Raw genomic sequence first — 24,396 nt, 5'->3', positions numbered from 1 at the left:
CCTATTCTCCTTTCTTTTCAAAGTCTGCTGCCACTTCTTGTATTGCTTGGATAAAAGAGCCAAGCTCCTTTATGTCTGTCGTCAGCGGAGGCAAAATGCGAACCGCGTTCTCTCCCGCCGTTAAGACAAGAATTTGCTTCTCTCTTAATTTTTCTACCCAATTCCCCGCTTGGTTCACGACCTCCATCCCGATTAAAAAGCCCTTTCCTCTCACCTCTTTAATAAAGCGATTATTTTCCTGCAGCGCTGTTAAAGCTTCTATTAAAAATAAGCTTTTCTCCTTTACATCATTTAAAAATTTGTTATCAGCGATTTGTTCCAGCGTGGCAAGTCCTGCCGTTGCTGCTAGCGGATTCCCGCCAAAGGTACTGCCATGCGTTCCTGCAGAGAAACTGTCCGCCGCCTCTGTTTTCGCTAATAATGCTCCAATAGGAAAACCAGAGCCTAACCCTTTTGCCAAAGTGACTGCATCCGGTTCTAGACCATATTGCTCATAAGCAAAGAGAGAGCCCGTTCTACCCATTCCTGTTTGAATTTCATCTACCATTATTAAAATATCTGCTTGCTTGCAGTAGTCATACAGTGCTTTGACCCATTCTGTATCCGCTGGATGAACACCACCTTCTCCCTGTACAAGTTCTAGTAAAATTCCCGCTGTTTTAGCTGTATCTATTTTCTTGATTGTTTCTGGCTCATTATATGGTAAATGTGTAAAACCTGGTGTTAATGGTGTAAATCCTTTATGAATCTTTGTCTGCGCTGTCGCAGCCATGGTAGATCCCGTTCGCCCATGAAAGGAATTTGAAAAAGTAACGACTTCCGTTCTTTCCGGTTTCCCGCTGTCCTTGGCATATTTTTTTGCTAATTTAATAGCTGCTTCATTTGCTTCTGCACCACTATTACAGAAAAATACTTGATCAAAGCAGCTTAAATCCGTTAACTTTTGAGCCAATGCTTCTTGCTGTGGTATCTGATATAAATTGGAGCAGTGCCATAAGTCACGTAATTGTTGGGATATTTTTTCATGTACATTCTCTGGTACGTGACCTAAGTTACAAGTCGCAATCCCAGATGTATAGTCAAGATATTTGTTCCCGCAGTCATCCCATACATAGCTTCCCTTTCCTTTTAAAATAGTAATCGGTAAGCGCTGATAGTTTTTCATTAAAGCGGAAACTGCTACCGTACTAGGCATGTTCTATCATCTCCTTCTCTGTCAAAATGGTACCTGCTATTTCTCCATTTAAATACTTTAAAATATCATTAGGCTCTAAGCCATTTAAAATCACTGATTCCTTTACACCGCTTTTCAGACTGGCTAGCGCTGAGCGCACTTTCGGAATCATCCCTCCATAAATGACGCCAGACGCAATTTTTGCTTCCACCTCTTCTTTTGTTAATCGATGATGTATCATCTTTTTATCATTTACTGTTTCCATTACTCCCGGAATATTGCTGATTAATACAAGCTTACATCCCAGCGCTTCAGCAACCGCACCAGCAGCGATGTCTCCATTAATATTTAACCGTATCCCACTCTCGCCTGCAGCAATCGGAGAAATTACAGGAATGGCGCCCTTTTCTGCTATCATCTCTAACCAGTCTGTTTCCACCTTTGTAATTTCACCTACAAAGCCCAATTTTCCATGGTGGATTTTTTTCGCTTTCAGCAGTCCTCCGTCCACGCCGCTTAAGCCGATCGCATTTCCTTCCTGTGTTTGAATCGCCCGGACAATCCGTTTATTAATAGACCCTGTCATCACCATCTCAGCAACATTTAAAACCTCCTCGGTAGTAACACGGAGACCGTCAACAAATTGACTTTCAATGTTCATTGCCTTTAATGCCTGATTGATTTCCGGGCCGCCGCCATGAACAATCACAGGGTCATATAAGCCTGTTTTCTTGATTTCAATTAATAATTCATAAAATGATTTTGAAAGCTCCTGCAGAATACTTCCCCCAACTTTAAACACAACTTTTGTCACCTAAAACACCTCACGTTCGATAGGATGCATTAATTTTTACGTAATCATAGGTTAAGTCACAGCCCCAAGCTGTTGCTTTTGCTATCCCTTCTTTTAAACCGACAAATAATTGAACGGTATCCTTTGCCATTTCATCAACACATTTCTTTTCATTAAATGGAATGGGCATCCCATCGGCAATAATCATTTCAGAACCGATAGCAATGGAAAGTCCGTTTTCATCAAAGGGAACGTCACTATAGCCGATAGCACAAAGAATTCTGCCCCAATTTGCATCCTCTCCATAGATTGCTGTTTTCACTAGATTTGATGAGATAACACTTTTAGCGATTTTTGCCGCATCATTTTCTGTTTTGGTACCTTCTACAGTCACGGAGATCAGCTTTGTCGCACCTTCCCCATCTCTTGCAATCATTTTCGCTAACTCCCTGCTGACAATATTCCAAGCTTCGATAAAACGGTCCCATTCTGGATGATTTTCATTTAACGTTTGGTTATTTTGCATGCCATTCGCTAAAATAAGCACCATATCATTTGTACTGCAATCTCCATCCACAGTGATTCGATTAAACGTCTGGTCTGTTATCTTACGCAATCCCGCCTGGAGACTATTCGCATCTACTTTCGCATCGGTGGTAATAAAGGAAAGCATGGTTGCCATATTCGGATGAATCATTCCAGATCCTTTCGCGGCTCCAGCAATGGTGATGGTTTTGCCATCAATTTCTACTTCTACAGCGATATGTTTGGTTTTTGTATCCGTTGTTAAAATAGCCTGCTCAAATGCTTCTGCATTTTTATTCTCACCAATTCGATCAATACCAGCTGCAATCAAATCCATTGGCAACATTTCCCCGATAACCCCCGTTGAAGCTACTGCTACTAAGTCATGCGTAACACCTAATTTTTGGGCGGCTAATTGCTGCATTTTGTATGCATCGCTTAACCCTTGTTCACCTGTATAAGAATTCGCATTTGCTGCGTTAACGATAATGCTCTGCAGCTTGCTAGATTGATTTAAAGCTTCCTTAGTGACGTGCAGCGGGGCCGCCTGAAACGTATTTTGCGTAAATACTCCAGCTGCATTTGCAGGAACTTCTGAGAATACCCAGCCAAAATCCAGTTTTGTTTTCCGTAAGCCCGCATGCACTCCACCTGCTATAAACCCTTTTGGCTGATCGATATGTGCATGCATTAGCCGTTTGATTGGCTTCGATAATGTACTTTTCACGCATTTTCCTCCTTTATTTTAAAATTCCTATTTAGGATTATGGATAGACTGGAATAAATTCTAAACCTGCTGTTTCATCCCATCCGTTCATGATGTTCACATTTTGAATCGCCTGCCCTGCAGCTCCTTTTACTAAATTGTCAATGACTCCAGTTATCACAATGCTTTTTGTTCTTTCATCTACATAAGCTCCAATATCACAGTAATTACTGCCTGCAACTCCTTTTGTTGTTGGAAAATTCCCTTCTGGTAAAATACGGACAAAAGGCTTATCTTGATAATATTCTTGAAGATATCCTAATACAGAAACCGTATTTTCGCGCTTTTTTAACGGTGCATAGATCGTACACATTAACCCTCTTGTCATCGGAATCAAATGGGTTGTAAAGGTTACGTTAAAAGGATCTTCTGCAAATAGGGAAGCATAGCGTTCAATCTCTGGTATATGTTGATGTTCACCTATTTTATAAGGTTTGATATTTTCATTTGTTGCCGAGAAATGCGTTTTCTCACTTAATCCTCTTCCAGCTCCAGAAATGCCTGTTTTCCCATCAATTCGAATCCCCGAAGTCTCTATTATATCCGCTTTAACTAAGGGGATTAACGGTAATAAAGCTGCTGTCGGAAAACAGCCTGGATTGGAGATTATCTTTGCTCGCTTAATTTTTTCAGTAAAAACTTCACTTAGTCCAAAAACCGCTTCCTCTAAGAGTTCTTGTGCTGCAGGCTCTTTGCCGTACCATTCTATATATTCCTGTGCGGAAAGTCGGAAATCGCCGGATAAATCGACACATTGAACGGACGTCTTCTGGAAGGAAGGTAAGATATCCTTTGCGACCCCAGCCGGGGCTGCTAAAAATAAAATATCAATCTCTCTTTCTAGCGCTTCTATATCAAGAACTTCCAACTTATTCGTAATAATAGAAGCGAGATGTGGATAGACCATGGCTAACTGCTCTTTCGCCTGCGACTGAGAAATAATTTTTGTAACTTGCATTTCTTTATGTAGTTGTAATAGACGGATAAGTTCAACCGCTCCGTACCCTGTTCCGCCAACTATTGCGACATTCTTCAAATTATTTCACTCCTTTTAGAAAATTAAGTTAGTAATCATTATAAGTTCTTATGTATTTTTATGCAAGTTAATTTATAAATATTGATATAATTCTTGTAATATGGTGAACAAATGTATATTGAATGTATAAAGAAAGCCCGTTGATCATCTTATAATCAACGGGCTTTTTTAACTTAAAATATACAGCTACTTAACCGGAATCCATATTTCTGAATAGTAATCCGATTGAGAAGCATCTCCATTTGAATATACTTCCATTTCAGGTGTACCTGCGTGTTCGTAGCTGCTGGAAGGAAACCACTCTGAAAAAATTTGCTTCCATACTTTTGGCATAGCATCTGGCATTGCGCCGCGGACTTCAAATATTGCCCATTTAGATGCCGGAATTTCAATAGCGGATAATCCTGCCGGTGTTTCATCTTTATATGCAGTTCCAATCCAATAGTCGATAGTCTTATCATTCTTATCATCACATACGCCTAGTACACCCTTTACAGGACCATTATTCAACCTGCTTAATAATTCGTTCGTACCATCTTTATGTGCCTTCTCCCACATTTTTGGAATCCCTACTTGATTCTGTTCATTGATTAATGAAAACTCCTTTTTTACTCCTACTACCTTAAAAGCCGGATAGTCAACAATCTTGTAATCCATTGGATCTGCCCCTTTCAAATTTACCTGAATCACCAGGCGATTATAAGATTTAAACTTCCCTAAATGCTTTCTTGCTTGTGTTGGTGTTATCCCATGCTGTTTACGGAAAGCCTTTGAGAAAGCTTCCGGGGTTTCATAACCATATTTGTGAGCAACATCAATAATCTTTATGGTTGATTTCCTTAATTCATTGGCAGCTAATGTCAGGCGGCGCCGTCGAATATACTCCCCAACTGTTATATCTGCCATCACATTAAATGTTCTTTGAAAATGAAATACTGAAAAATTTGCCTGTTTAGCAATCTCTTCTATTGATAATTCTTCGAGTAAATGCTCTTCCATATAGTCTAGTGCTGTTTGTATTGATTTTACCCACATCAAGTGACTCACCCCTTAGTGATATCTTAGCAAGATCTTTTATTAAAATCCTGTCTTTCCATGCGCTCTAATGACAGATTTTTCAGGTAACATTATCCGGCTGTAAATAGAGCAAATAGTTATTTTCACATTTTAATCATGTACAAAGCGCTCTAAAAACTGATCCAGTGTTTCCTTATACAATTCTTCTTCCTTCACAAATGATTCTCCATGACTTGCTCCGTCAACAAGCAGAAGTTCCTTTTCACTTTTTGTATTTTCATAGAGTTCCTCCGTCATCTCTGTCGGCACAAAGATATCTTCTTTTCCATGAATGTACAAAATAGGCACTTCTGCCTTTGCAACCTGATCCAAAGCAGAGGCTTCTTTCAAGCCATATCCAGCCCGTATCTGTGTTACCAAACTGGTCGATGGGATGAACGGGAAGGAAGGCAGATGGAACATCCGATTAATATGATAGGAGAATAAATCATTGACATCTGTATAAGATGCATCTGCTACAACAGCTTTCACATTATCCGGAAGTTCTTCTCCGCTCGTCATTAAAACCGTGGAACCTCCCATGGAAACGCCATGTAATACAATCTCAGCATCATCACCGACACGATCAATAACCTTATCCATCCACTGAATTAAATCTAACCGATCATGCCAGCCAAAACCGATATAATCTCCTTCGCTTTCTCCATGTCCGCGCATGTCGGCTGTAAAAATGTTATATCCCAAGTCCTCATAATAATGCTGTCCATATAAAGACATATCTTTTCCGCGTCCTAAATAACCATGAGCAAATATAACAACTTTATTGGTCGGCTGTTCTGCTTCCAGATAATAACCTTGTAAATTGAGCCCATCATAGGAAGTTTGATGCCATGTTTCAAATGACTGTTCATCCGACCAGTCGCGCCAATCGCCATCCAATAATACATCCATTGTCTCTGCTTCGACTTCCAAATCAGCATTTCCGCTTAAAAAATCCTTTACATTGCGCTCAATAGCAAGATTATAAAAGAAAATTGCAGCAGCAAAATTTATAATAAGGAGTAGCACGGCGACTCCTGAAATAATCCAAATCCATTTTTTTCTTTTTTTCAACGAACGAACCCTCTTTTCTTTCAATCTATTATTATCTAAATATTATTATACAAGAAAATTCCCTATGTATATCATCCAAGTTCTGGTTAACCATGATAGATTCAGATAAAGTGAAACTAACCTTCAGTGGGGGGTTTTCTTTCATCCCCCACTGAAGGTTAGTACCACAAGGGTATGACCTAAAGGCCCTTGAACGGATCGGGCCGTTACTGGCTGTTAGATCTCCCACTTAGAAATATAATTTTTTACTCATTTCTTAAAGTGGGAGTCTTACTAAAGCCCTTCGATGGGACGAGTAATCGCAGTCCCAGTCCCAGCCAGTTACACTGCGATAAATAAACGCATAAGGCTTTGCCTGAATACAAAGTCTTATGCGTTTGGCTGATTTTTTTACTAAATATGGCGTCTTTCCATCAAGTGAATCCCGATTCCAGTAAAAAGAACTGTCATCAAAGTGAGTATGCTGATTGGCTGCAAGAGATCTGTAAATGAATATCCATATACTGCTGCCCCTTGAACAATATCTAACCCATATTTAACCGGATTTAATTTCGCTAAAAACAACAACACTGGATTGCTGACAATTTCTAAAGGCCAGAACGCTCCACCAATCATGGCTAGACTTACTGCAATAATACTGATTACTGCATTAAATTGCTCAACATTTTTAACAAGTGCAGTAATTAAAATGGACATCGCAACAATGGCTAAAGCATATGGAATTAGCATAATCAAAATGTCAATGATACGATCATTAAAGGTGAGTCCTCTCCAGAAATAGAAGACGAGGAAAATAATAACAATTTGCAAATATCCCTCTATAAAACTATACAACAGATTGCCAGCATACATTTCTGATTTCTTGACCGGCGATAAAATCATCCGGTCCCAGACCCCCATCCTTTTCTCAGTCAGGATTTTTACTACTCCGTAGGCGATGGTATAGATGGAGAAAAATAATGCAAAGCCGCCGACTCGATGTACATTACCATCATATTTCCAGCCTTCCTCACCTGAAAAGCTGTGTATGGATAAATCAAATGTACCTTCCGTAACTGATTCATGGTAAGAAGAGACAATGCTTTCAGGCGCCATCCCCTCATCCATTGCAGCTTCCCGGATGAATGTTTCCTGGATGGCAGCTGTATATACTTCCTCAACAGTTTGTTGAATGAGACCTGCATTCGGTGATTCGACTCCTATTAAAATATTAAAATGATCTTCAGATAAGATTACACCAGTATCCACTTTTCCTTCTTTTAATTCTTCCTCTAACGTTTCTTTATCTACCGTGTAAAATTGAAAAGCTTCCAGCTCCTCTAGGGAACTCTGATAAGCGCCTGCACCTTCTTCTACATAAACTGGAACAGGAAGCCCTTCACCTCCTCCTACATTCATAGAAGAAACCACCCAAGCAAACAGAATAGACATTCCTGTAAAAAGTAGAAAAATAAACGGATTACGAATAAACTCACGTACCCTTGCTAATAGTATCCCTTTCATCGTGCCGCCCCCCTTTTCGGAAAGCTCATCGCAGCAATAACAATCATAGCGATACCAAAGCTTGCCATATAAATTAGATGACTTGTAACATCCTTCATATTTCCACCCCGCAGCAACTGAATATAAGCACTTAATCCAGATCCATTCGGCGTCATATCACCTATCTGCTGCATGGTTTCCGAAAATTCTCCAATCGGGAAAAAGCTGCCTCCGATAAATGCTAATATGGAAGTTACAATCCCGGTAAAAAGCCCAATAATTGCATCTGATTTAAAACGGTAGCTGATTGCAGTTAATAATACGGTAATTCCCCCTACCGAAACGGAATAAGAGAACGTAGTAATTAAAAATGCCAGTATATCATTAAAAGCAACTTGGAAAACCAAATAAGAAAAACAATAGAGAAATAACAGCTGAATAAAGGCCATAATGAAACCTGAGATTAAGACGCTGAAAAAATATACCCATCTTGACAGATCGCCGACAATAATTCGATCAAATATTTGATCCTGTCGCTCCCTTGTTGCAAAGAAACCAATTGTAGAAGCAACATACAATCCGGTATAAACTGCCATTGCCACCGTATAGTAATCACGTGAAGAAATGGGATCCATTTGATCAATTTGAATTTGCTCCCCTGCATTTGTAACAGCCTGCATGTCACCTATATCGATATCAAGACTGTGCTGCTGAAGAAATGCTTGCGTCGTTAACACCTTATCAAATTGCTCCAAAATTTGCGATAATACAGACGAATAGATACCATCTTCCTGATTGACATGTAACATTAATTCCGGTTTCTCGCCACTTTGTCCAGATAGGACCTGAAGCATATCATAAGTGAAATTTTCTGGTACCTCAATTAAACCTGAATAGGAATCATCCGCCAGCACATCTGCTTTTTGGTCTTCGTCTATGATTTTTAATTCAATCATTTCCTGCAGGTCTTCCCCTTGCAAAACATCCTCTCTAAGCATTGCTACCATTTGCAGATATTCGTTTTCTCCCAACGCCTCTGCCGGCACACCAAGGTCTTCCATTTCATCGATAAATTGATTTACTTGTTCCACTTCATCCTCATGCTCCAGCCAAGCAACTTTTAGTTCAAGTTCGGGGCTCCCTTCTTCCATAAAACCTGCTAATGCCATACTTAAAATAAAAATTAGTATAATCGGCAGTCCAAATAGATAAAAGATCTGGACAGGGTTACGCCAAAGCAGAAGCAATTGTTTTTTAACTAATTGATATAACATAGGACCACCCCCTTAATCACGTAATGCTCTTCCAGTTAAGTGCAGAAATACATCTTCTAGTGTTGGAGATTTAACATGTAATGAGCGCAAATCAATCCCATATTTCTCTGTCATCGAAATAATTTCAGAAAACACATTGACTTCTTTTGGTGTAATCAACGTAATTTCTTTTTCTTCCACGTGCACATTACGAATGGATGGGTGACCCTTTAAATGTTCAATAAATTCATTACTCCAACGCTCTGCCTGAATGGAAATCGTATCTTCCGAAGAAAGAATCTGTTTAATTTCCTCATTTGTACCTGAAGCAATTAAATTTCCTTGGTCCATAATATAAATCCGGTCACATAAATAATCCACTTCCTCCATGTAGTGGCTTGTGTAAACTACTGTCATTTGATTTTCTCTGTTTAAGTTCTTCACCGTCTCTAAAATGTAGCTTCTTGATTGCGGATCAATACCAACAGTAGGTTCATCCATAATCAAAATTTGCGGCTTATGAAGCATAGCCACACCAATATTCAATCGCCTTTTCATTCCTCCTGAAAAAGACTCGACAATTACTTTTCTCTTATCAGTTAGACCAATCTGTTCTAAAACTTCATTCACTCGCTGTTTTAATTCCGAACCTTTCAAATGATAAATTCTCCCAAAGAAAAGGAGATTTTCTTCCGCTGATAGCTGTTGATAAAGTGCAATTTCTTGCGGGACCACGCCAATCGCCTTTCGTAATGGGGATGGCTTTTTGACTACTGATTTCTTTAAGAAACGAACATCTCCCTCTGTCGGCTCAATCAACGTAGATAGTATAGATATGGCTGTGGATTTACCAGCTCCATTCGGTCCGAGTAACCCAATTATCTCCCCTTGCTCTATAAACATATTTAATGACTTCACTGCTTCTACTTTTTTAAAACGCTTTGAAATATCAATCAACTCGAGCATCATAGCGCCTCCCCTTTCGTATCTTCCTTTATTCTATCGTCTTTTATGGTAAAGCAACACTGCCCTCCGTCATCAATCATTTTAAAAAAAGTGACTCGAGTCATTTTTCCTAATAAAAAAACAGCAGAACTAATTTTTAGCTCTGCTGTTTTTTTATCTAGGATTCTTTTCCATTTTTAAACTGCTTCTGTGCCCAAACTAATGAAATAACAGATACAAGTGCAATGCTGAATAGAAAAATTAAAATGCCCATTTGTTGTTCATAAACAGGATCGAACGGTAAAAAACCAATATAAAATTCATCCGCCATCTGCAAATCAACAGGAATGCAAACTTTCAAAGCTGCCAAGAATACTTCTGGATCATTATAAGTTTTATAAATTCCCGAACTTGCTAGCAGGCCATAAAAACAATATGGCAGAAAAGCTGAAATCTGCATGGCCATTGCATACCATCTGATCCGATTATCCAGCCAATAATAGAAAAAAGCAGACCAAAAGTTTAATGCTGCCAGAAAAAGGCCAAACATAAAAAAATGATTCCAGAAAAGTTCTAAACGAGCAATATCAAACATAAATGGAACGTGGTAACTATAAAAGAGGATAGATAATATAATAATAGCTATGGTTGGTTTTCTAAGAAAAGCAAGCGTTCTTGCTACCCACCCAATTTTTTGACTTATCCAAGCTTTCGGTTTCCATCCAACAACCAAGAGAGGTGCGGCCACGAATAACAAGCCGACAATTTGAAACATATGCGCTTGCAACGTCAGCCTTCCTATTATATTTAACGGACTTCCTGCAGCTATAAATAATATGAACATACCAAAGATGAAACTGGTACTATGAAGAAGTTTATGTTTTCCCTTGGAAGGGATCATAAAAAAATAACAAATTATAATAAATGCACAAAATAAAAAGATTCCGCCATTCCACAGTGTGGAAAAATGAAATTCATCTAAAAATATTGCAATCATACATCGCTCACCAATCTTTTAATAAAGGTTACTTCTATCATAAAATATGTGTTATGCATGCTCCGCTATAAATTCGTACAATATCATGACATTTCCTTCATTCTTTATCATTAAAGATCCTTTATGAAATATCATGTGTGAGCGCATAAATAGCTAGTTGTGTTCGATCGCGCAGTCCTACCTTTTGCAGAATCGCAGAAATGTGATTTTTTACCGTTCCTACGGATAGAAAAAGCTCTGAAGCAATTTCTTTATTTGTTTTTCCTTGCCCAATTAATTTCGTAATAGTCCTTTCTCTTTCCGTGAGGTCAACATCTGTAGTAGCAACCGCTTTATTAGATTGTTCTAACAGCCTCGGCATTACTTTTGCTGTTACCTCATCATGTAAAACTAAGCCGCCTTTCATTACGCTATAAACTGCTTCTATGAGCTTCTTCCCATCAGATGTTTTCAACAAAAAGCCGCTTGCCCCTTCATTTAGTGCATCCAGTGCATATTCATCATCATTGAACGTGGTTAACATTAAAATCTGAACATCTGGCCATTGTTTTTTAATTTTCCTTGTAGCTTCGATCCCGTTCATATCTGGCATACGAATATCCATAAAAATAACATCAACACGGTGGGCTGTCATCTTCTCTATAGCTTCCATTCCATTCGTCGCTTCACAGCTCACACGAATTTGTTCATCTTGTTCCAGAATCATACGCAATCCTTGTCTTACAATTTCCTGATCCTCTACAAGCATCACGTGGTACATTATTTACCCTCTCCTTCCCCCAGAGGTTGGTTAGCTAGGAATTCTTCCTGATAAAATAAATTTATTTTGTAATTGAAGAATATCTAATTTTCCACCCAGCTCTTCTAAGCGCCTGCGCATATTCGTCAGCCCAAATCCCAATTCAAGAGGTTTCGCTTCATAAATGGCATTACTAATTTCGAATTGAATTGCTTCATCTGCTGATTTACTTAATGTTACATAGACCTCCCGACTATTTGCATGCCGCATTGCATTTGTGATTCCTTCTTGAATAACCCTATAGATAATGACACTTTTGGCATTTGTTATCGGAACAGACAAAACGCCATTTTTCATCGTGAAATGGACATTCAAATGACACTCACTCTCTAATTTGCGAATTAAATGAACAACCGTTGCAATCCCTTCTGCTTCATCCAGTTGTAATGCTTTTACTGCGTCTCTTGTTTCCTGTAAACTTCTGTTCGCTAATTCCTTCATCGATTTTATATTCAAATCGGGGTATTGGATAGAAAGCATTTCTATTTGCATAATTAATGCCGTTAAATGATGTCCAACAGAGTCATGCATGTCCCTGGCAATACGCGTTCTTTCCTCCATTTTAGCATTTTCTTCCGCGGAAAGGTGGAGCCGTTTCAACTGGCGGTAGGAATCACTTAATTCCTCATACAAGATCTTATAATAGTGGTCTTTACTCCATTGTCTATGCAACAGGAAACTAACTGCGAAAATAAAAATACTAGCAAGAAATAACGTATAAGAAACGGGTGGGAGAAAAGAAAACACCATACATACAATTATAGCGCCAGCTGACATGAGATGGTAAGCATTTGTTTGTAATTGTCTAGCAGCTAATAATAAATTAAACCACACTAAAGCAACAGAAAATAACACATGACTTGAGAAAAATAATCCGGAAAATACAATAATAATTATATTTCCCAGGAACAGATAAATCATCTTTTTTCGGAAAGAAAGCAGGAAGAATAAAGCTAAGCTCAGAGCAAACAAAAAGAAATGGTAAGGGATGAACGTACTGTGAAATAGGATCAATCCAACCCAAAGAATTGAAAAAAGGAAAAATTGTAACCAAAATTGTTTCATCATATCCCCCATTGTACTTCATTCTTTCATCTTAACTAACTATGACTCTGATTCATCTAAATAATCTGTAATTACGCGCCAAGCTTCGATCTTCTCTTCAAATGTTTTATTGTATCTTCCTGGAATAGGACTTGTAGAAGGGAGCTTCATAACACCTATCTCCTGATCCAGTTTCGGTAGAATAAACTTCTCAAACATTTGGTAAGATTTCGTACCATTACACGCAACGAGCCGAATGGTTGGATGCGCTTTTAAAAGACCTGGAATATCATTTGGCTCCTCTGCTTCGATATGCATATCTAAACTGCCTTTTCGGTAACAGCGTCCAATTGTATCCCATAATGCTATTTGATGTTTCTTTATGAAGCTTATCTTTTCGGAATAGGTAACTGCTGGATTCCCTTTTAAGATTGTATACATAATAGGCCAAAAATGATTTCTAGGATTCCCGTAATATTCTTGTTCGTCCAAAGATTTGACACTTGGCATGGAACCCACAATGAGAACCTTAGGATTTGAACCAATAACCGGCGCAAATGACTGAATCTTATCCATCATCTTCACCTCTCTTTTAAAGTACGTGTTCCTCTTAAAGTACTATTTCTTTAATAAATTTAGCCGGATTGCCTCCATAAACCACATTCGCAGGCACACTTTTTGTAACGACGGAACCAGAAGCAATCACAGCATTATCTCCAATCGTTACACCAGGGTTTATAATCGCTCCGCCACCAATCCATACATTATTACCTATTGTCACTGCCTTACCAAATTCTTTCCCGGAATTACGCTCGAAAGGGTTTATCGGATGAGTTGCTGTATAAATATGTACACCGGGAGCCAGCATGCAATTATCGCCGATCCGAATCGGACATACGTCTAGCATGACACAATTAAAGTTTGCATAAAAATTCTCACCAACATGAATATTATAGCCATAATCACAATGAAAATCCGGCTCTATAAACAAGGAATTCCCCGTTGATCCAAATATTTCTTTTAAACAGCTGGTACGTCTTACTGTATCATCTTCTGTCAGGCCATTATAATAACGCATCATTTTTCTAACGTATAATCGATCCTTTACCAATTCACTATCTCCGGGATTATACAAACCACCGGCCTGCATTTTTTCTCTTTCTAGCGTCATTTAAATCTCCTCTTTTACTTTATTTTGTTTTTGCTTGCGCTGTTCCCACCATTGAACAATTCTTTTTATCTTATCAGAAGTAAATACGTATAATCGTTTATATTCAGGACCATATAGAATCCAAAAAAGAATATACAGATGTCCCAGTAAGAGAAGAATACCAATTGCATTACTTCCTGTGGCTTGTTGCAATATATAAACTATTTCATTCATACCTTCTGGACGATTAACACTATATAAAAAACTCGCAAGCGGTAATATTAGCGTTAAAATAATAGCTAAAACGGCTAGCACTTCAAATCGTCTTCTTATCCATTGAATAATGCCAGCAAGCAATGCAGCCAATATAATGAAGCCATAAATAAAGAGAATACCATTTGACAAGTCTGTCATCTCTTGTTTCCCTCCTTCACCTTTTTGCATGAAAAAGATATATCTTGATTTTAGCTTAGGTTGCGGTTAAATGCTAGTGGTCTATTATCCTAGATTATTTCTCGGCAAAAAAAACTGCCACCGAAGTGACAGTTTTTTTGCTATATTAAACTTCTTTTGCCAGCTCTGCTGTTTCGACAACTTGCTTCGTTTCTTTGCGCCGTGGCGTCATATTAAAAATAATGTTCAAAGCAATCGCTGTAACACTTCCTGCAACAATACCATTACTAGTTAAAATTTGCAGTGCATTTGGAAGCTCTGCAAATAATTCTGGTACGACGGTTACACCAAGTCCCATTCCTACTGAACAAGCAATGATCATGGAATTCTCTGGTGATTCCGTAAATACCGCACCAAGCATTTTAATTCCTTGTGCGACGACCATTCCAAACATTGCTAACATCGCTCCGCCTAATACAGACGTAGGAATAATTGTTGTCACGGCAGCAATCTTTGGAATAAACCCTAAAACAACCAACATAGCACCTGTGATAACAATGACGCTTCGTTTTTTTACACCTGTCATTTGCATCAGGCCAACGTTTTGAGAAAAAGCAGTGTATTGAAAGGCATTAAAAATTCCACCAAGGAAAATCGCTAAGCCTTCTGCACGATATCCTCTAGAAAGATCTTTTTCCGTTAACTTTTGCTTCATAATATCCCCTAAAGCAAAATAAACACCAGTTGATTCTACAAGAGATACCATGGCGACTAAAATCATGGTAATGATCGCCGACCACTCAAATGTGGGCATTCCAAAGTAGAAAGGATGGACCATATGAAAGTAAGAAGCATCAGCTACAGCTGAAAAGTCTACTCTTCCCATAAATACAGCGGCAATTGTACCAGCACCTAAACCAATTAATATCGATATAGATTTCACAAATCCACTTGTGAATCGATACATTAGAATAATAAATAATAGCGTTCCAAACCCGAGTGCGATATTCGCAAAAGATCCAAAATCACTTGCTCCTTCTCCGCCGCCAAGATTATTAATTGCAACAGGTATGAGCGTTATTCCAATAATCGTAACGACGGATCCTGTAACAACAGGCGGGAAAAAGCGTACAAGTTTTCCGAAAAAACCACTTACTACAAATACAAATATTCCAGAAACAATGATAGCTCCATAAATAGCAGAGATGCCATATTGACTTCCGATAGCGATCATTGGCGCAACTGCTGTAAAGGTACACCCTAATACAACAGGTAATCCAATTCCAACAAATCGGCTATTCATCACTTGTAGAAGGGTTGCAACACCGCACATTAAAATATCAATAGCTACTAAATAAGTTAATTGGTCTGTGGTTAATCCTAAAGCATCTCCAACGATAAGCGGTACTAAAATCGCTCCGGCATACATCGCTAATAAGTGCTGGAAACCTAATGCCGCCATTTTCATTATTAGTGAGCCTCCTCTTTAAAAACCACTTGTTTATTTTCTAAGGAATCAATAATTGCTAATGATTCGACGCAAATGCCTTTATCGCGAAGGGCTTGTCCACCTCTTTGGAAACCTTTTTCAATAACGATGCCAATACCGGCTACTGTTGCTTTTGCTTGTTCAGCAATATCCATTAGCCCAAGTGCAGCTTGGCCATTTGCTAGAAAATCGTCAATAACCAGAAGATTATCGCCTTCTTTAATGAAATCTTGTGAAACGGAAACTTTGCTTGTTGTCTGTTTTGTAAAGGAGTAAACTTCCGCTGTAAGAAGATTATCTGTTAAAGTCAATGATTGACGTTTTCTTGCAAAGATTACTGGAACACCGAGCTCTAATCCCGCCATCGTTGCAGGTGCAATCCCTGAGGACTCTAAGGTAAGAACTTTTGTGATCTTTTTATCACGGAATCGGTTCGCGAACTCCTTCCCAATCGATTGCATTAATACTGGGTCTATTTGGTGGTTTAAAAAAGCATCTACTTTTAAAACCGTATCTGATAAGACTTTTCCTTCTGATACTATTTTCTCTTTTAGTAAATCCATAAATGATTCCTCCTAAAAATATTGAAAAAACTTCACGTAACATTCTATCTCTTCCAAAATAAAAAAGCCCAAAATCTACGTATGGAAAAGTAGATTTTCGAGCAATTTATCGAATAATCAAGAAAGCAAGCATTGTGTTTAACACAATACAAGCTTTTAAGCACTTTTCCATAGTCGGTTTATTTACGGTAAACCGGTAGAAACTTGCAGGCCATATCCCCGCGATTATATGAAAAATATTCATTTGGGTTGGGTGAAAATTAAAGAATGACTTTAGTATAGCACGTAGAATCACAAAAACAAGTATAAGAAAAAAATTAATACCTTTCTAATAATTTCGATAAGGATCCTTTAGAATCTTATCTATTCTCCCATTCCAGAAATTCAAGCCTATTGCCAAATGGATCCTTTACATAAAACCTTCTCGCACCTGGTAATTTGGCATCCCATGTTATCGAAATATCGGATCGTTCTAGATGTTTTTGTAAAGCACCAATATCAGTTACTTCAAATGCAGGATGTGCTTTTTTTAATGGCAAGAAGGAGTCCTCTATTCCAATATGAATAGCTATTTCTCTCTTTCTAAACCAAACACCTCCATTTGCTTTAAGCGTTTCCGGCTTTTCTTCTTCCTGAAATCCTAAAATATCTCTGTAAAATCCGCGCGCAGTTTCCTCAGAACCTCTTGGAGCAGAAAGCTGAATATGATCCAGTCGTTCTAATTTAAAAGTCATGATAATTCTCCTCCCTGCAAACTAATATCTTAAGCATAGCAAAAAAGAGTGAAATGAAAAGATCGTATTTGTTTATCTGCTTCTATTTGTTTTACTTATAGTAAGTGCTTCAAATGAGGATGATATAGATTTTTTTAGAAGGGGTTGGGAGGAATTGGAGCAGGTTGAGGGTGAGGTGGAGCGCTTTTTTATATTTTGGAGCGGATTGGGGCTGGGATGGAGCGCTTTTTTATATTTTGGAGCGGATTGGCGCTGGGGTGGAGCGCTTTTTTATACTTTGGAGCGGATTGAGGCTGGGATGGAGCGCTTTTTTATATTTTGGAGCGGATTGAGGCTGGGATGGAGCGCTTTTTTATATTTTGGAGCGGATTGAGGCTGGGATGGAGCGCTTTTTTATATTTTGGAGCGGATTGACCATGATCTGGAGCGGTCTTTGAACTTCTTCTAATAATTAAAAAAGCCTCCTGGCATCAGGAGACTTTTTATTTGCATTATATACTTGTATATCCACCATCAACTAACAAGCTTGATCCGGAAATAAAGGAAGCTTCATCACTCGCTAGGAATAAAACTGCATTGGCTACTTCTTCCGGTTTTCCAAGTCGACCAATCGGATGAAGATTTACAAGCTCTTTTTTTGCTTCTTCTGGCATTTCTTTTAGTAATGGCGTGTCAATATATCCAGGGTTGACATTATTAATACGGATTCCTTTTGCCGCATATTCTGCCGTAGCTGTTTGTGTTAACAACTTCACTCCGCCTTTTGCTGCAGAATAGGCTCCTACACCTGCTTTTCCAACAAAGCCATGAATCGAATCATTATTCACGATAGCCCCGCCATTTTCTTGTTTTAACATTTGTTCAATAGCATATTTATTTGTTAAAAATACACCTGTTAAGTTAACATCGATTACCTTTTGCCAAGATTCTAAAGACAATTCGTGAATGGCTGTAGTGTTACCAATACCCGCATTTGCAAATAATACGTTTAATTGGCCATATTTAGCAACCGTTTCACTCACTAATTTTTTAACGTCTTCTTCATTTGTAACATCCGTTTTAATAAAAGTAGTTTCTAAACCATTTTGATTTAACTTGTCCGATAACTCTTTCCCTTTCTCTGACATATCAGATAGAATTACCTTTGCACCTTGTTCAGCAAATTTTGTGGCAGTTGCTTCACCAATGCCACTTGCTGCTCCTGTGACAATAACTACTTTTTCATCAAATCGATTTGCAATTTCATTACTTCCTTTCTGAGTACATTCTGAGTACAAGCTGAAATTCATTTCGTATTATTATTCCCAAGTTATAGAAATAATAAACATAACCTAATAAATTATAGTCCTAGGTAATTAGAATTGCAAACATGCTGTTTAATAGGTATGTTATTACGTACACGTTTTATTCAATAGCCGACAAGAACGTAAAGCCTCTCTTCCTTCTAGAAGAACCATGGGAGGCGGCTTTTTTAAACAAACAAAAAATCCCAACAACGATAACCGCTACTGGGATTGAGAAGAAAAATTATGTATACAGGCCACATTTGCCGTATCATGTAATAAAAAGTTTTAAACCACCACTTCACAAAGTGGGTGTTCGCAGAAATTTTCCTGTCTTCCATTCCTTACGACGGCTCGACATTTCAATTCCGATGTAAAACTCCCTATTCGAACATTAGAGGTTAAAACTTTAATTGATACGAACAATGTAGCTTGTATTTAATATCATACGCTTTTTTTCTAAAATACGCAATGGGAATCATAACCTATTTTTACTTTTTAGTGTGAAAGAAAGTATAAATACCCTCTTCCTCTATATATAAAGCCTTCATTAAAAGTTTTGAGAAATATCATGTTCCGATATTCACCATGTAAAAAATTCCATTATGATAAGTGCAGCTTTGTCGGACCGCGATTTGAATTATTTTTTGTGCTTGCTTTAGGGTAGCTGCGACGTGCACTTGCTTGAGAAGAGAGCCATCTTTCCAAAAAGTGATCCGCACTTCCATCCGGTTGTGTCTCCAATGCCTTCATCAGTATTAGTGCAGAAGCCTTTGCATCTTCTAATGCATGATGGTGGATTAATGGAATATCATGATAATTTGCTACAGTATGCAGGCGATGATTTTCTAAATGTGGCCATACACGCTGCGAAATTTTGACTGTACACAAAGAAGAATAGTTCGGATGTGCTAAATTATATTTTAATAAGGATTGACGTAAAACACTCATGTCAAAACTGGCATTATGAGCTACAATTACATGTCCTTCTAACTTTTCACGCAAGGTTGGCCATAACTCTGCAAAGGTAGGAGAATCTTGAACATCTTCTTCTCTAATGCCATGGATACGAATATTCATACTGCGAAAATCACTCATTGGGTTAATCAATGCGTAATATTCGTCAAAAATTTGATTCTCGTCAAAGCGAACAACACCTATCGAACAGGCGCTATTTCTTTTTTCATTCGCTGTTTCAAAATCGATTGCTGCAAACTTCATGCATTACCAGCTCCTAATAGCTTGTGGATTATTTTTCAGGAAGTCCATAATAGCTCTTTCCTTTTATTGGCTTCACCATAATTTTTGACTGTTTTTCTAAATAGATTAATCGTGTTAAGGTTGCCATAAACTGACTTACAAATGCGAAACTTTTCATAGGGCCGTACGCTTTGGTTGTTAATTGAAAAGCTGTCATTTCTTCCTTTTCCTTTTCCATAATTTCTATTAACTGTTCCATCCGGTGCTCATGGCGATTTGAAATATCTGTTATTCTTTCATTTAGATGTTCAATAATATCACCATGTCCTGGCAAGGCCAGACGTGTCGGATAGTTTTTTAATAAAGCCAAGGCTTTGAAATACTCCTCTAAAGGATTTTGTTCTTCCCCCATCCAAAGCCCAATTACTGGCGAAAGATGATTTAATACATGATCGCCAATAATCATTACCTCCGTCTCTGTCTGGTAGAAGCAATAATGGTCAGGAGCATGACCGGGTGTCCATAAAGGTTGATAAGAACGATTACCCAGTGTTATTTCATCATTATCATCAAAAAAACCATCCGGTTCAAAATTATAAATATAGGATTCGTCTTTTATTTTTAAGGGTATCGATGGTGCTCCATGCTTTTTTATTAGGCTTTTTATCCGATCCTTACGTGCTTTTGCATCTCTACCTTTACACATTTCCACATAACCACGTTTAGAAACATAGACTGGAATTTGATAGTTTTCTTGAAACCATCGCGCTAGACCTATGTGATCTCCGTGGGTATGTGTCACCACAAGTTTCTCTATTTTATATGTCTTAAAAACCCGTTCCCATAATGCTTTTGTTTCGGTCGCATCAATACCTGTATCAATTACTGTATAGCCATTATCGCCTTGAATAAAATAACTATTCATCTCACCCATTGACCCTTTATAGCGAACAATGAGTCGATAAATGTCACCTGTAATATGCTCTAACATGTCAGACCTCTCTTTTCTGCAATCCTTTATAGTGTTATTCTATCTTTATTTTCTGCGTTTGCAAAATAAAAGCGGTTGGAGGAAAAAAGAACCTACTGGAATTGAATGTTCTTGGGTCTCGGGTTGCCTAGAAAAAATAATTCCCAACTCAAATAAAAGCAGCTCGTTTTTCTGCAGAGCAAACAGACTGTTGTTTCGTGTTTTTTCCAACTAAAACAACAATCTGTTCTATTCTACGGGATTACTAATATTATTTACGAATTTGTCCATTTCCGGAAACGATGTATTTATTAGAAGTTAATGCTTTTAACCCCATTGGGCCTCTGGCATGCAATTTTTGCGTGCTGATTCCAATCTCTGCTCCAAAACCAAATTCAAAGCCATCCGTAAAACGAGTAGACGCATTATGATATACCGTTGTTGCATCTATTTTTTGTTTAAAAACTTCTGCATAAATCTCTGTCTCCGTAATAATCGCTTCGGAATGCTTGGTACCATAGGTATTAATGTGATCTATTGCCTCATAAACATCTTCTACGATTTTGACGCTGATTTCCAAACCATGATATTCCGTTTCCCAATCTGCTTCGGTTGCTAATTTCACAAAGGAATTTTCTGCAACTACACGTTCATCTCCATGTACGATTACACCTTGTTCGATAAGAGAGTCAATTAAATCTTTCCCATATTTATTAAACCAGTCAGACTGCATTAGTAATGATTCAACCGCATTACATACGGATGGACGCTGCAGTTTGGCATTTAACGTAATTTCTTTTGCCATCTTCGGGTCTGCTGTTTCATCGATAAAAATATGGCAATTCCCTGCACCAGTTTCAATAACAGGAACACGGGACTCTCTGACCACTGTATCAATTAAATTTTTTCCTCCACGCGGAATAAGCACATCTAAATAATCATTTAAGCGAAACAATTCATTTGCTGTCTCTCTGCTTGTATCTTCAATTAACTGAATGGCTTCAGGAATTACAGCGCTGTCTGCCAATGCTTCATGAATCACTTTAACAATCGCTAAATTGGAATGAATTGCAGAAGAACTGCCCCGCAAGATAATGGCGTTACCTGTTTTTATGGCAAGCGCAGCTGCATCAACGGTGACATTTGGCCTTGCTTCATAAATCATGCCTACGACGCCTATTGGAACACGCGTATTTACAATCTGCAGACCATTCTCCTTCTCTATCGTTTCTATCACTTCACCGATCGGGTCCGTTAAATCAATAATTTGCAGAATCGCATCGGCAATGTCTGTTATACGCTGCTCGTTTAATTCCACTCGATCGAGCAAAGATGCAGATAATCCTCGTGCTTGGCCGGATTGAATATCTAGGTTATTGGCTGCAATAATCGCATCTTTGTTTTCTCTAAGTGCATTAGCCATTTTTAATAATGCGTCATTTTTTTCCTTTGTAGAGCATGTTCCAATTTGATAGCTGGCTTTTTTTGCGAGTTTTCCTTTTTCAATTACCTCATTCATGATAATTCCCCTTTCATTGTCATCATGGATACCCATTTATCTCGATGAATAACCTCAATTGTTGGCACTGCAGGAATATAGTCTGATTGGCGCAGTTTCATAACTGCTTCTAATTCTTCTGAGGAACAATTTACTTGCCCGCGTCCTAACAAAGCAGACTTTCCGTAAACCTCCACGACATCGCCTTTTGAAAAATAACCTTCTACCGTTGTAACTCCTGGAGAAAGCAGGCTGCTGCCCTGATGCATTAGTGCGTTTTCCGCTCCTTCGTCTACTACCACTCGGCCATCCAGATGCGAATGCAGCGAAATCCATTGTTTATTCGCTGGTAAATGTGCTTTTCTTTCACTATCAATATAAGTACCGTCTCCTTTACCTTTTAAAATGTCTGCTAGCTTCTGCTCTCCATCACCGCGTCCAATAAACACTGGTATACCCACAGAAGATGCCATCTTAGCAGCCATCAGCTTCGATTTCATCCCGCCTGTTCCAACCTTAGAACCTGTCGCATCAGTCTGCTCGATTAACTCCTCGCTAATCTTCATGAAGTGATCATATCGTGTTGCATCTGGATATCTATTCGGATTCTTATCATATATACCATTGATATCTGTCAAAATAATTAAATGGTCTGCGTGAATCAAACCGCTCACTAAAGCAGATAGCATATCATTATCTCCAAACGTGAGCTCCTCAATAGCAATCGTGTCATTTTCATTAATAATCGGAATGACTCGTCGCTCTAGTAATTCCTCCATGGTTGCATAAGCATTTCGATATCTCCCTTGATTGGAAAAATCACTTCTTGTCAAAAGAATTTGTGCAGCGGTAATATCATATTCCTTTAATTTTTCCATATAGGTTTGAATAAGCAAACCTTGACCAACTGCTGCCGCTGCTTGTTTCCCTTTTTGCGTGACAGGTCTTGAGGAATACCCCAGTTGTTTAAACCCAGCAGCAATTGCTCCAGAGGAAACCAAAATTACTTCCATATTGTTCTGATGAAGCAACGCCAGGGCATGTACATGATCCTCCAGCTGCTTCATATCTATTTCTCCATGCGTATTGGTTAATGAGCTGCTGCCTATTTTAACAACAATACGTTTTGTCGCCATTACGATTCCGCCTTTCTACAAAACATTTCTACCATTAAAAAAACCCTTCCATCCCCAATTAACGAAGGGACGAAAGAGTTTACTTCCGCGGTACCACCACAACTTAAATACGATGTAATACAATCGTATTCCACTTATCCCATGATAACGTTTGGGGAACGCTTATGTTTTCATAAGACTAAAAAGGTAGGTTCAGTAACTCAGCAATGAGGAATCTCTCAGCTTTGGATAAATAGATGAACAGATTTTCAATATTTCATATACATCCTCTGATCCCATCTCTGACATTGTGATAGCTTACTTACTAGTCCTTCTATAACGTTCAATGTATTGATATTAATTATTATCAGAATTTTCCTCGTTGTCAATAGGAAAATATATTTCTTCCTACATCAAAGATAGGAAAACTTTCTAATTTTGGTTCGTGTTCTTGAGAATGTGGAAGCTTTCATATTCCATTTGTTAGTGGTTTTGACGGGCAAAGGTTGAGTTGTTGAAGCAAAGTGGAATATAAGAGCGGAGAGGATGGAAGCTGAAGATTTCTTGTTAAGCATCCTGAACTCCTCGAGTTAGAATGATTTCTGAAAGGTATTTAACATCTGGACTTTAAGTCAAAACAAAGAGGTATGCTGTCCAGCTTTTCTTGCAATGAAATGACTCACGCTTTATCATTTACTTCCTCCTTATGGAGTAGTGCTTTTCAAAAAGTCGTCACACCTATGCTGGCTATAACATTCTTTTCGGCGACAAAGATACACTGTATTCACTATAATGGTATATAGAAACAAAGTACCAAATAGAAACAAGCATCCAAGGGGTGAGTAACCATACGCTTCACGCTCTTTGACTTAAAGTCACATGCAATGGTATTCAATCTACCTAGTAAGGGAAACGGACGTTTATAGCTTGCAAAACAATATTCATATAATGAGCTTCTACCTCAGAGGGAATCCCAGCAGATTTGGAAAAGCATTACCCCCCATTATTATTAAAAGACTAATAATCGTACCAGAACACCCATTTTATTAGGAACTCA

At 38.3% G+C, this 24,396-nt stretch carries 24 protein-coding genes, 1 other RNA gene and 1 riboswitch; of the genes, 1 reads left to right on the top strand and 24 read right to left on the bottom strand.

Annotated features, from left to right (window positions below; all coding sequences use genetic code 11):
* Position 1 precedes the first annotated feature (1 nt).
* The 18 genes from KI343_RS00770 to KI343_RS00685 form a co-directional block, all read right to left on the bottom strand.
* Positions 2-1,195, bottom strand: coding sequence for an acetylornithine transaminase (locus KI343_RS00770; RefSeq protein ID WP_212924521.1), 1,194 nt, complete (start codon positions 1,193-1,195; stop codon positions 2-4).
* Entirely contained in the window at positions 1,188-1,988 is an 801-nt protein-coding gene (argB, locus tag KI343_RS00765) for an acetylglutamate kinase (RefSeq protein WP_212924520.1), read from the bottom strand. The genes KI343_RS00770 and argB overlap by 8 nt, the downstream gene beginning before the upstream one ends.
* Before the next feature lie 10 nt (positions 1,989-1,998).
* Positions 1,999-3,219 (bottom strand): bifunctional ornithine acetyltransferase/N-acetylglutamate synthase, encoded by a 1,221-nt coding sequence (gene argJ, locus KI343_RS00760; RefSeq protein WP_212924519.1) that lies wholly within the window; start codon positions 3,217-3,219, stop codon positions 1,999-2,001.
* A 37-nt stretch (positions 3,220-3,256) separates the two neighbouring features.
* Entirely contained in the window at positions 3,257-4,294 is a 1,038-nt protein-coding gene (gene argC / locus KI343_RS00755) for an N-acetyl-gamma-glutamyl-phosphate reductase (protein ID WP_212924518.1), read from the bottom strand.
* A 186-nt stretch (positions 4,295-4,480) separates the two neighbouring features.
* Positions 4,481-5,332: an AraC family transcriptional regulator gene (locus KI343_RS00750; RefSeq protein ID WP_212924517.1), complete on the bottom strand. Its 852-nt coding sequence runs from the start codon at positions 5,330-5,332 to the stop codon at positions 4,481-4,483.
* Between the two features lie 129 nt (positions 5,333-5,461).
* The gene (locus KI343_RS00745) at positions 5,462-6,424 is read right to left on the bottom strand and encodes an alpha/beta hydrolase (RefSeq protein ID WP_212924516.1); all 963 of its coding nucleotides are present in this window, start codon (positions 6,422-6,424) and stop codon (positions 5,462-5,464) included.
* Positions 6,425-6,817: 393 nt separating this feature from the next.
* Positions 6,818-7,927 (bottom strand): ABC transporter permease, encoded by a 1,110-nt coding sequence (locus KI343_RS00740; RefSeq protein ID WP_212924515.1) that lies wholly within the window; start codon positions 7,925-7,927, stop codon positions 6,818-6,820.
* Positions 7,924-9,180 (bottom strand): ABC transporter permease, encoded by a 1,257-nt coding sequence (locus KI343_RS00735; protein WP_212924514.1) that lies wholly within the window; start codon positions 9,178-9,180, stop codon positions 7,924-7,926. Before KI343_RS00735 ends, KI343_RS00740 begins: the two co-directional genes overlap by 4 nt.
* Before the next feature lie 12 nt (positions 9,181-9,192).
* The gene (locus tag KI343_RS00730) at positions 9,193-10,125 is read right to left on the bottom strand and encodes an ABC transporter ATP-binding protein (RefSeq protein WP_212924513.1); all 933 of its coding nucleotides are present in this window, start codon (positions 10,123-10,125) and stop codon (positions 9,193-9,195) included.
* 157 nt (positions 10,126-10,282) lie between these two features.
* Entirely contained in the window at positions 10,283-11,005 is a 723-nt protein-coding gene (locus KI343_RS00725) for a cytochrome c oxidase assembly protein (RefSeq protein WP_280530103.1), read from the bottom strand.
* 217 nt (positions 11,006-11,222) lie between these two features.
* Positions 11,223-11,861, bottom strand: a complete 639-nt coding sequence (locus tag KI343_RS00720) for a response regulator transcription factor (protein ID WP_212924511.1) — start codon at positions 11,859-11,861, stop codon at positions 11,223-11,225.
* Positions 11,862-11,891: 30 nt separating this feature from the next.
* Positions 11,892-12,965, bottom strand: a complete 1,074-nt coding sequence (locus tag KI343_RS00715) for a sensor histidine kinase (RefSeq protein WP_212924510.1) — start codon at positions 12,963-12,965, stop codon at positions 11,892-11,894.
* A 39-nt stretch (positions 12,966-13,004) separates the two neighbouring features.
* Entirely contained in the window at positions 13,005-13,523 is a 519-nt protein-coding gene (locus KI343_RS00710) for a DNA-deoxyinosine glycosylase (RefSeq protein ID WP_212924509.1), read from the bottom strand.
* Positions 13,524-13,554: 31 nt separating this feature from the next.
* Positions 13,555-14,115 carry a maltose acetyltransferase domain-containing protein gene (locus KI343_RS00705; RefSeq protein ID WP_212924508.1) on the bottom strand — a complete coding sequence of 187 codons (561 nt, stop codon included), beginning with the start codon at positions 14,113-14,115 and terminating at the stop codon, positions 13,555-13,557.
* Positions 14,116-14,508: a hypothetical protein gene (locus tag KI343_RS00700; protein WP_212924507.1), complete on the bottom strand. Its 393-nt coding sequence runs from the start codon at positions 14,506-14,508 to the stop codon at positions 14,116-14,118.
* 145 nt (positions 14,509-14,653) lie between these two features.
* A complete protein-coding gene (locus KI343_RS00695; RefSeq protein WP_212924506.1) occupies positions 14,654-15,955 on the bottom strand; it encodes a nucleobase:cation symporter-2 family protein in 1,302 nt (433 codons plus the stop codon).
* Positions 15,956-15,957: 2 nt separating this feature from the next.
* Entirely contained in the window at positions 15,958-16,539 is a 582-nt protein-coding gene (locus KI343_RS00690) for a xanthine phosphoribosyltransferase (RefSeq protein WP_212924505.1), read from the bottom strand.
* A gap of 151 nt (positions 16,540-16,690) precedes the next feature.
* Positions 16,691-16,792: riboswitch (purine riboswitch) on the bottom strand.
* Between the two features lie 106 nt (positions 16,793-16,898).
* Positions 16,899-17,273, bottom strand: coding sequence for a VOC family protein (locus KI343_RS00685; protein ID WP_212924504.1), 375 nt, complete (start codon positions 17,271-17,273; stop codon positions 16,899-16,901).
* 154 nt (positions 17,274-17,427) lie between these two features.
* Between KI343_RS00685 and KI343_RS00680 the strand changes: the two genes are divergently transcribed.
* On the top strand, positions 17,428-17,646 hold the full coding sequence (locus tag KI343_RS00680; protein WP_212924503.1) for a hypothetical protein: 219 nt from the start codon (positions 17,428-17,430) through the stop codon (positions 17,644-17,646).
* Positions 17,647-17,764: 118 nt separating this feature from the next.
* Here KI343_RS00680 and KI343_RS00675 read toward each other — a convergent pair whose 3' ends face one another.
* The 6 genes from KI343_RS00675 to proB form a co-directional block, all read right to left on the bottom strand.
* Positions 17,765-18,562: an SDR family NAD(P)-dependent oxidoreductase gene (locus tag KI343_RS00675; protein ID WP_212924502.1), complete on the bottom strand. Its 798-nt coding sequence runs from the start codon at positions 18,560-18,562 to the stop codon at positions 17,765-17,767.
* A 244-nt stretch (positions 18,563-18,806) separates the two neighbouring features.
* A non-coding RNA gene (gene ssrS, locus KI343_RS00670) (6S RNA) lies at positions 18,807-18,993 on the bottom strand.
* 166 nt (positions 18,994-19,159) lie between these two features.
* Positions 19,160-19,777 (bottom strand): 3'-5' exonuclease, encoded by a 618-nt coding sequence (locus KI343_RS00665; RefSeq protein WP_212924501.1) that lies wholly within the window; start codon positions 19,775-19,777, stop codon positions 19,160-19,162.
* A 28-nt stretch (positions 19,778-19,805) separates the two neighbouring features.
* Positions 19,806-20,747 (bottom strand): MBL fold metallo-hydrolase, encoded by a 942-nt coding sequence (locus KI343_RS00660; protein ID WP_212924500.1) that lies wholly within the window; start codon positions 20,745-20,747, stop codon positions 19,806-19,808.
* 250 nt (positions 20,748-20,997) lie between these two features.
* Positions 20,998-22,245 carry a glutamate-5-semialdehyde dehydrogenase gene (locus tag KI343_RS00655; protein ID WP_212924499.1) on the bottom strand — a complete coding sequence of 416 codons (1,248 nt, stop codon included), beginning with the start codon at positions 22,243-22,245 and terminating at the stop codon, positions 20,998-21,000.
* On the bottom strand, positions 22,242-23,360 hold the full coding sequence (proB, locus tag KI343_RS00650) for a glutamate 5-kinase (protein ID WP_212924498.1): 1,119 nt from the start codon (positions 23,358-23,360) through the stop codon (positions 22,242-22,244). The genes KI343_RS00655 and proB overlap by 4 nt, the downstream gene beginning before the upstream one ends.
* Positions 23,361-24,396: the final 1,036 nt, after the last annotated feature.

The sequence above is a fragment of the Oceanobacillus sp. J11TS1 genome, from assembly GCF_018333215.1.
Classification (GTDB): domain Bacteria; phylum Bacillota; class Bacilli; order Bacillales; family Amphibacillaceae; genus Oceanobacillus.
This window is presented reverse-complemented; position numbering and strand designations above follow the sequence as displayed.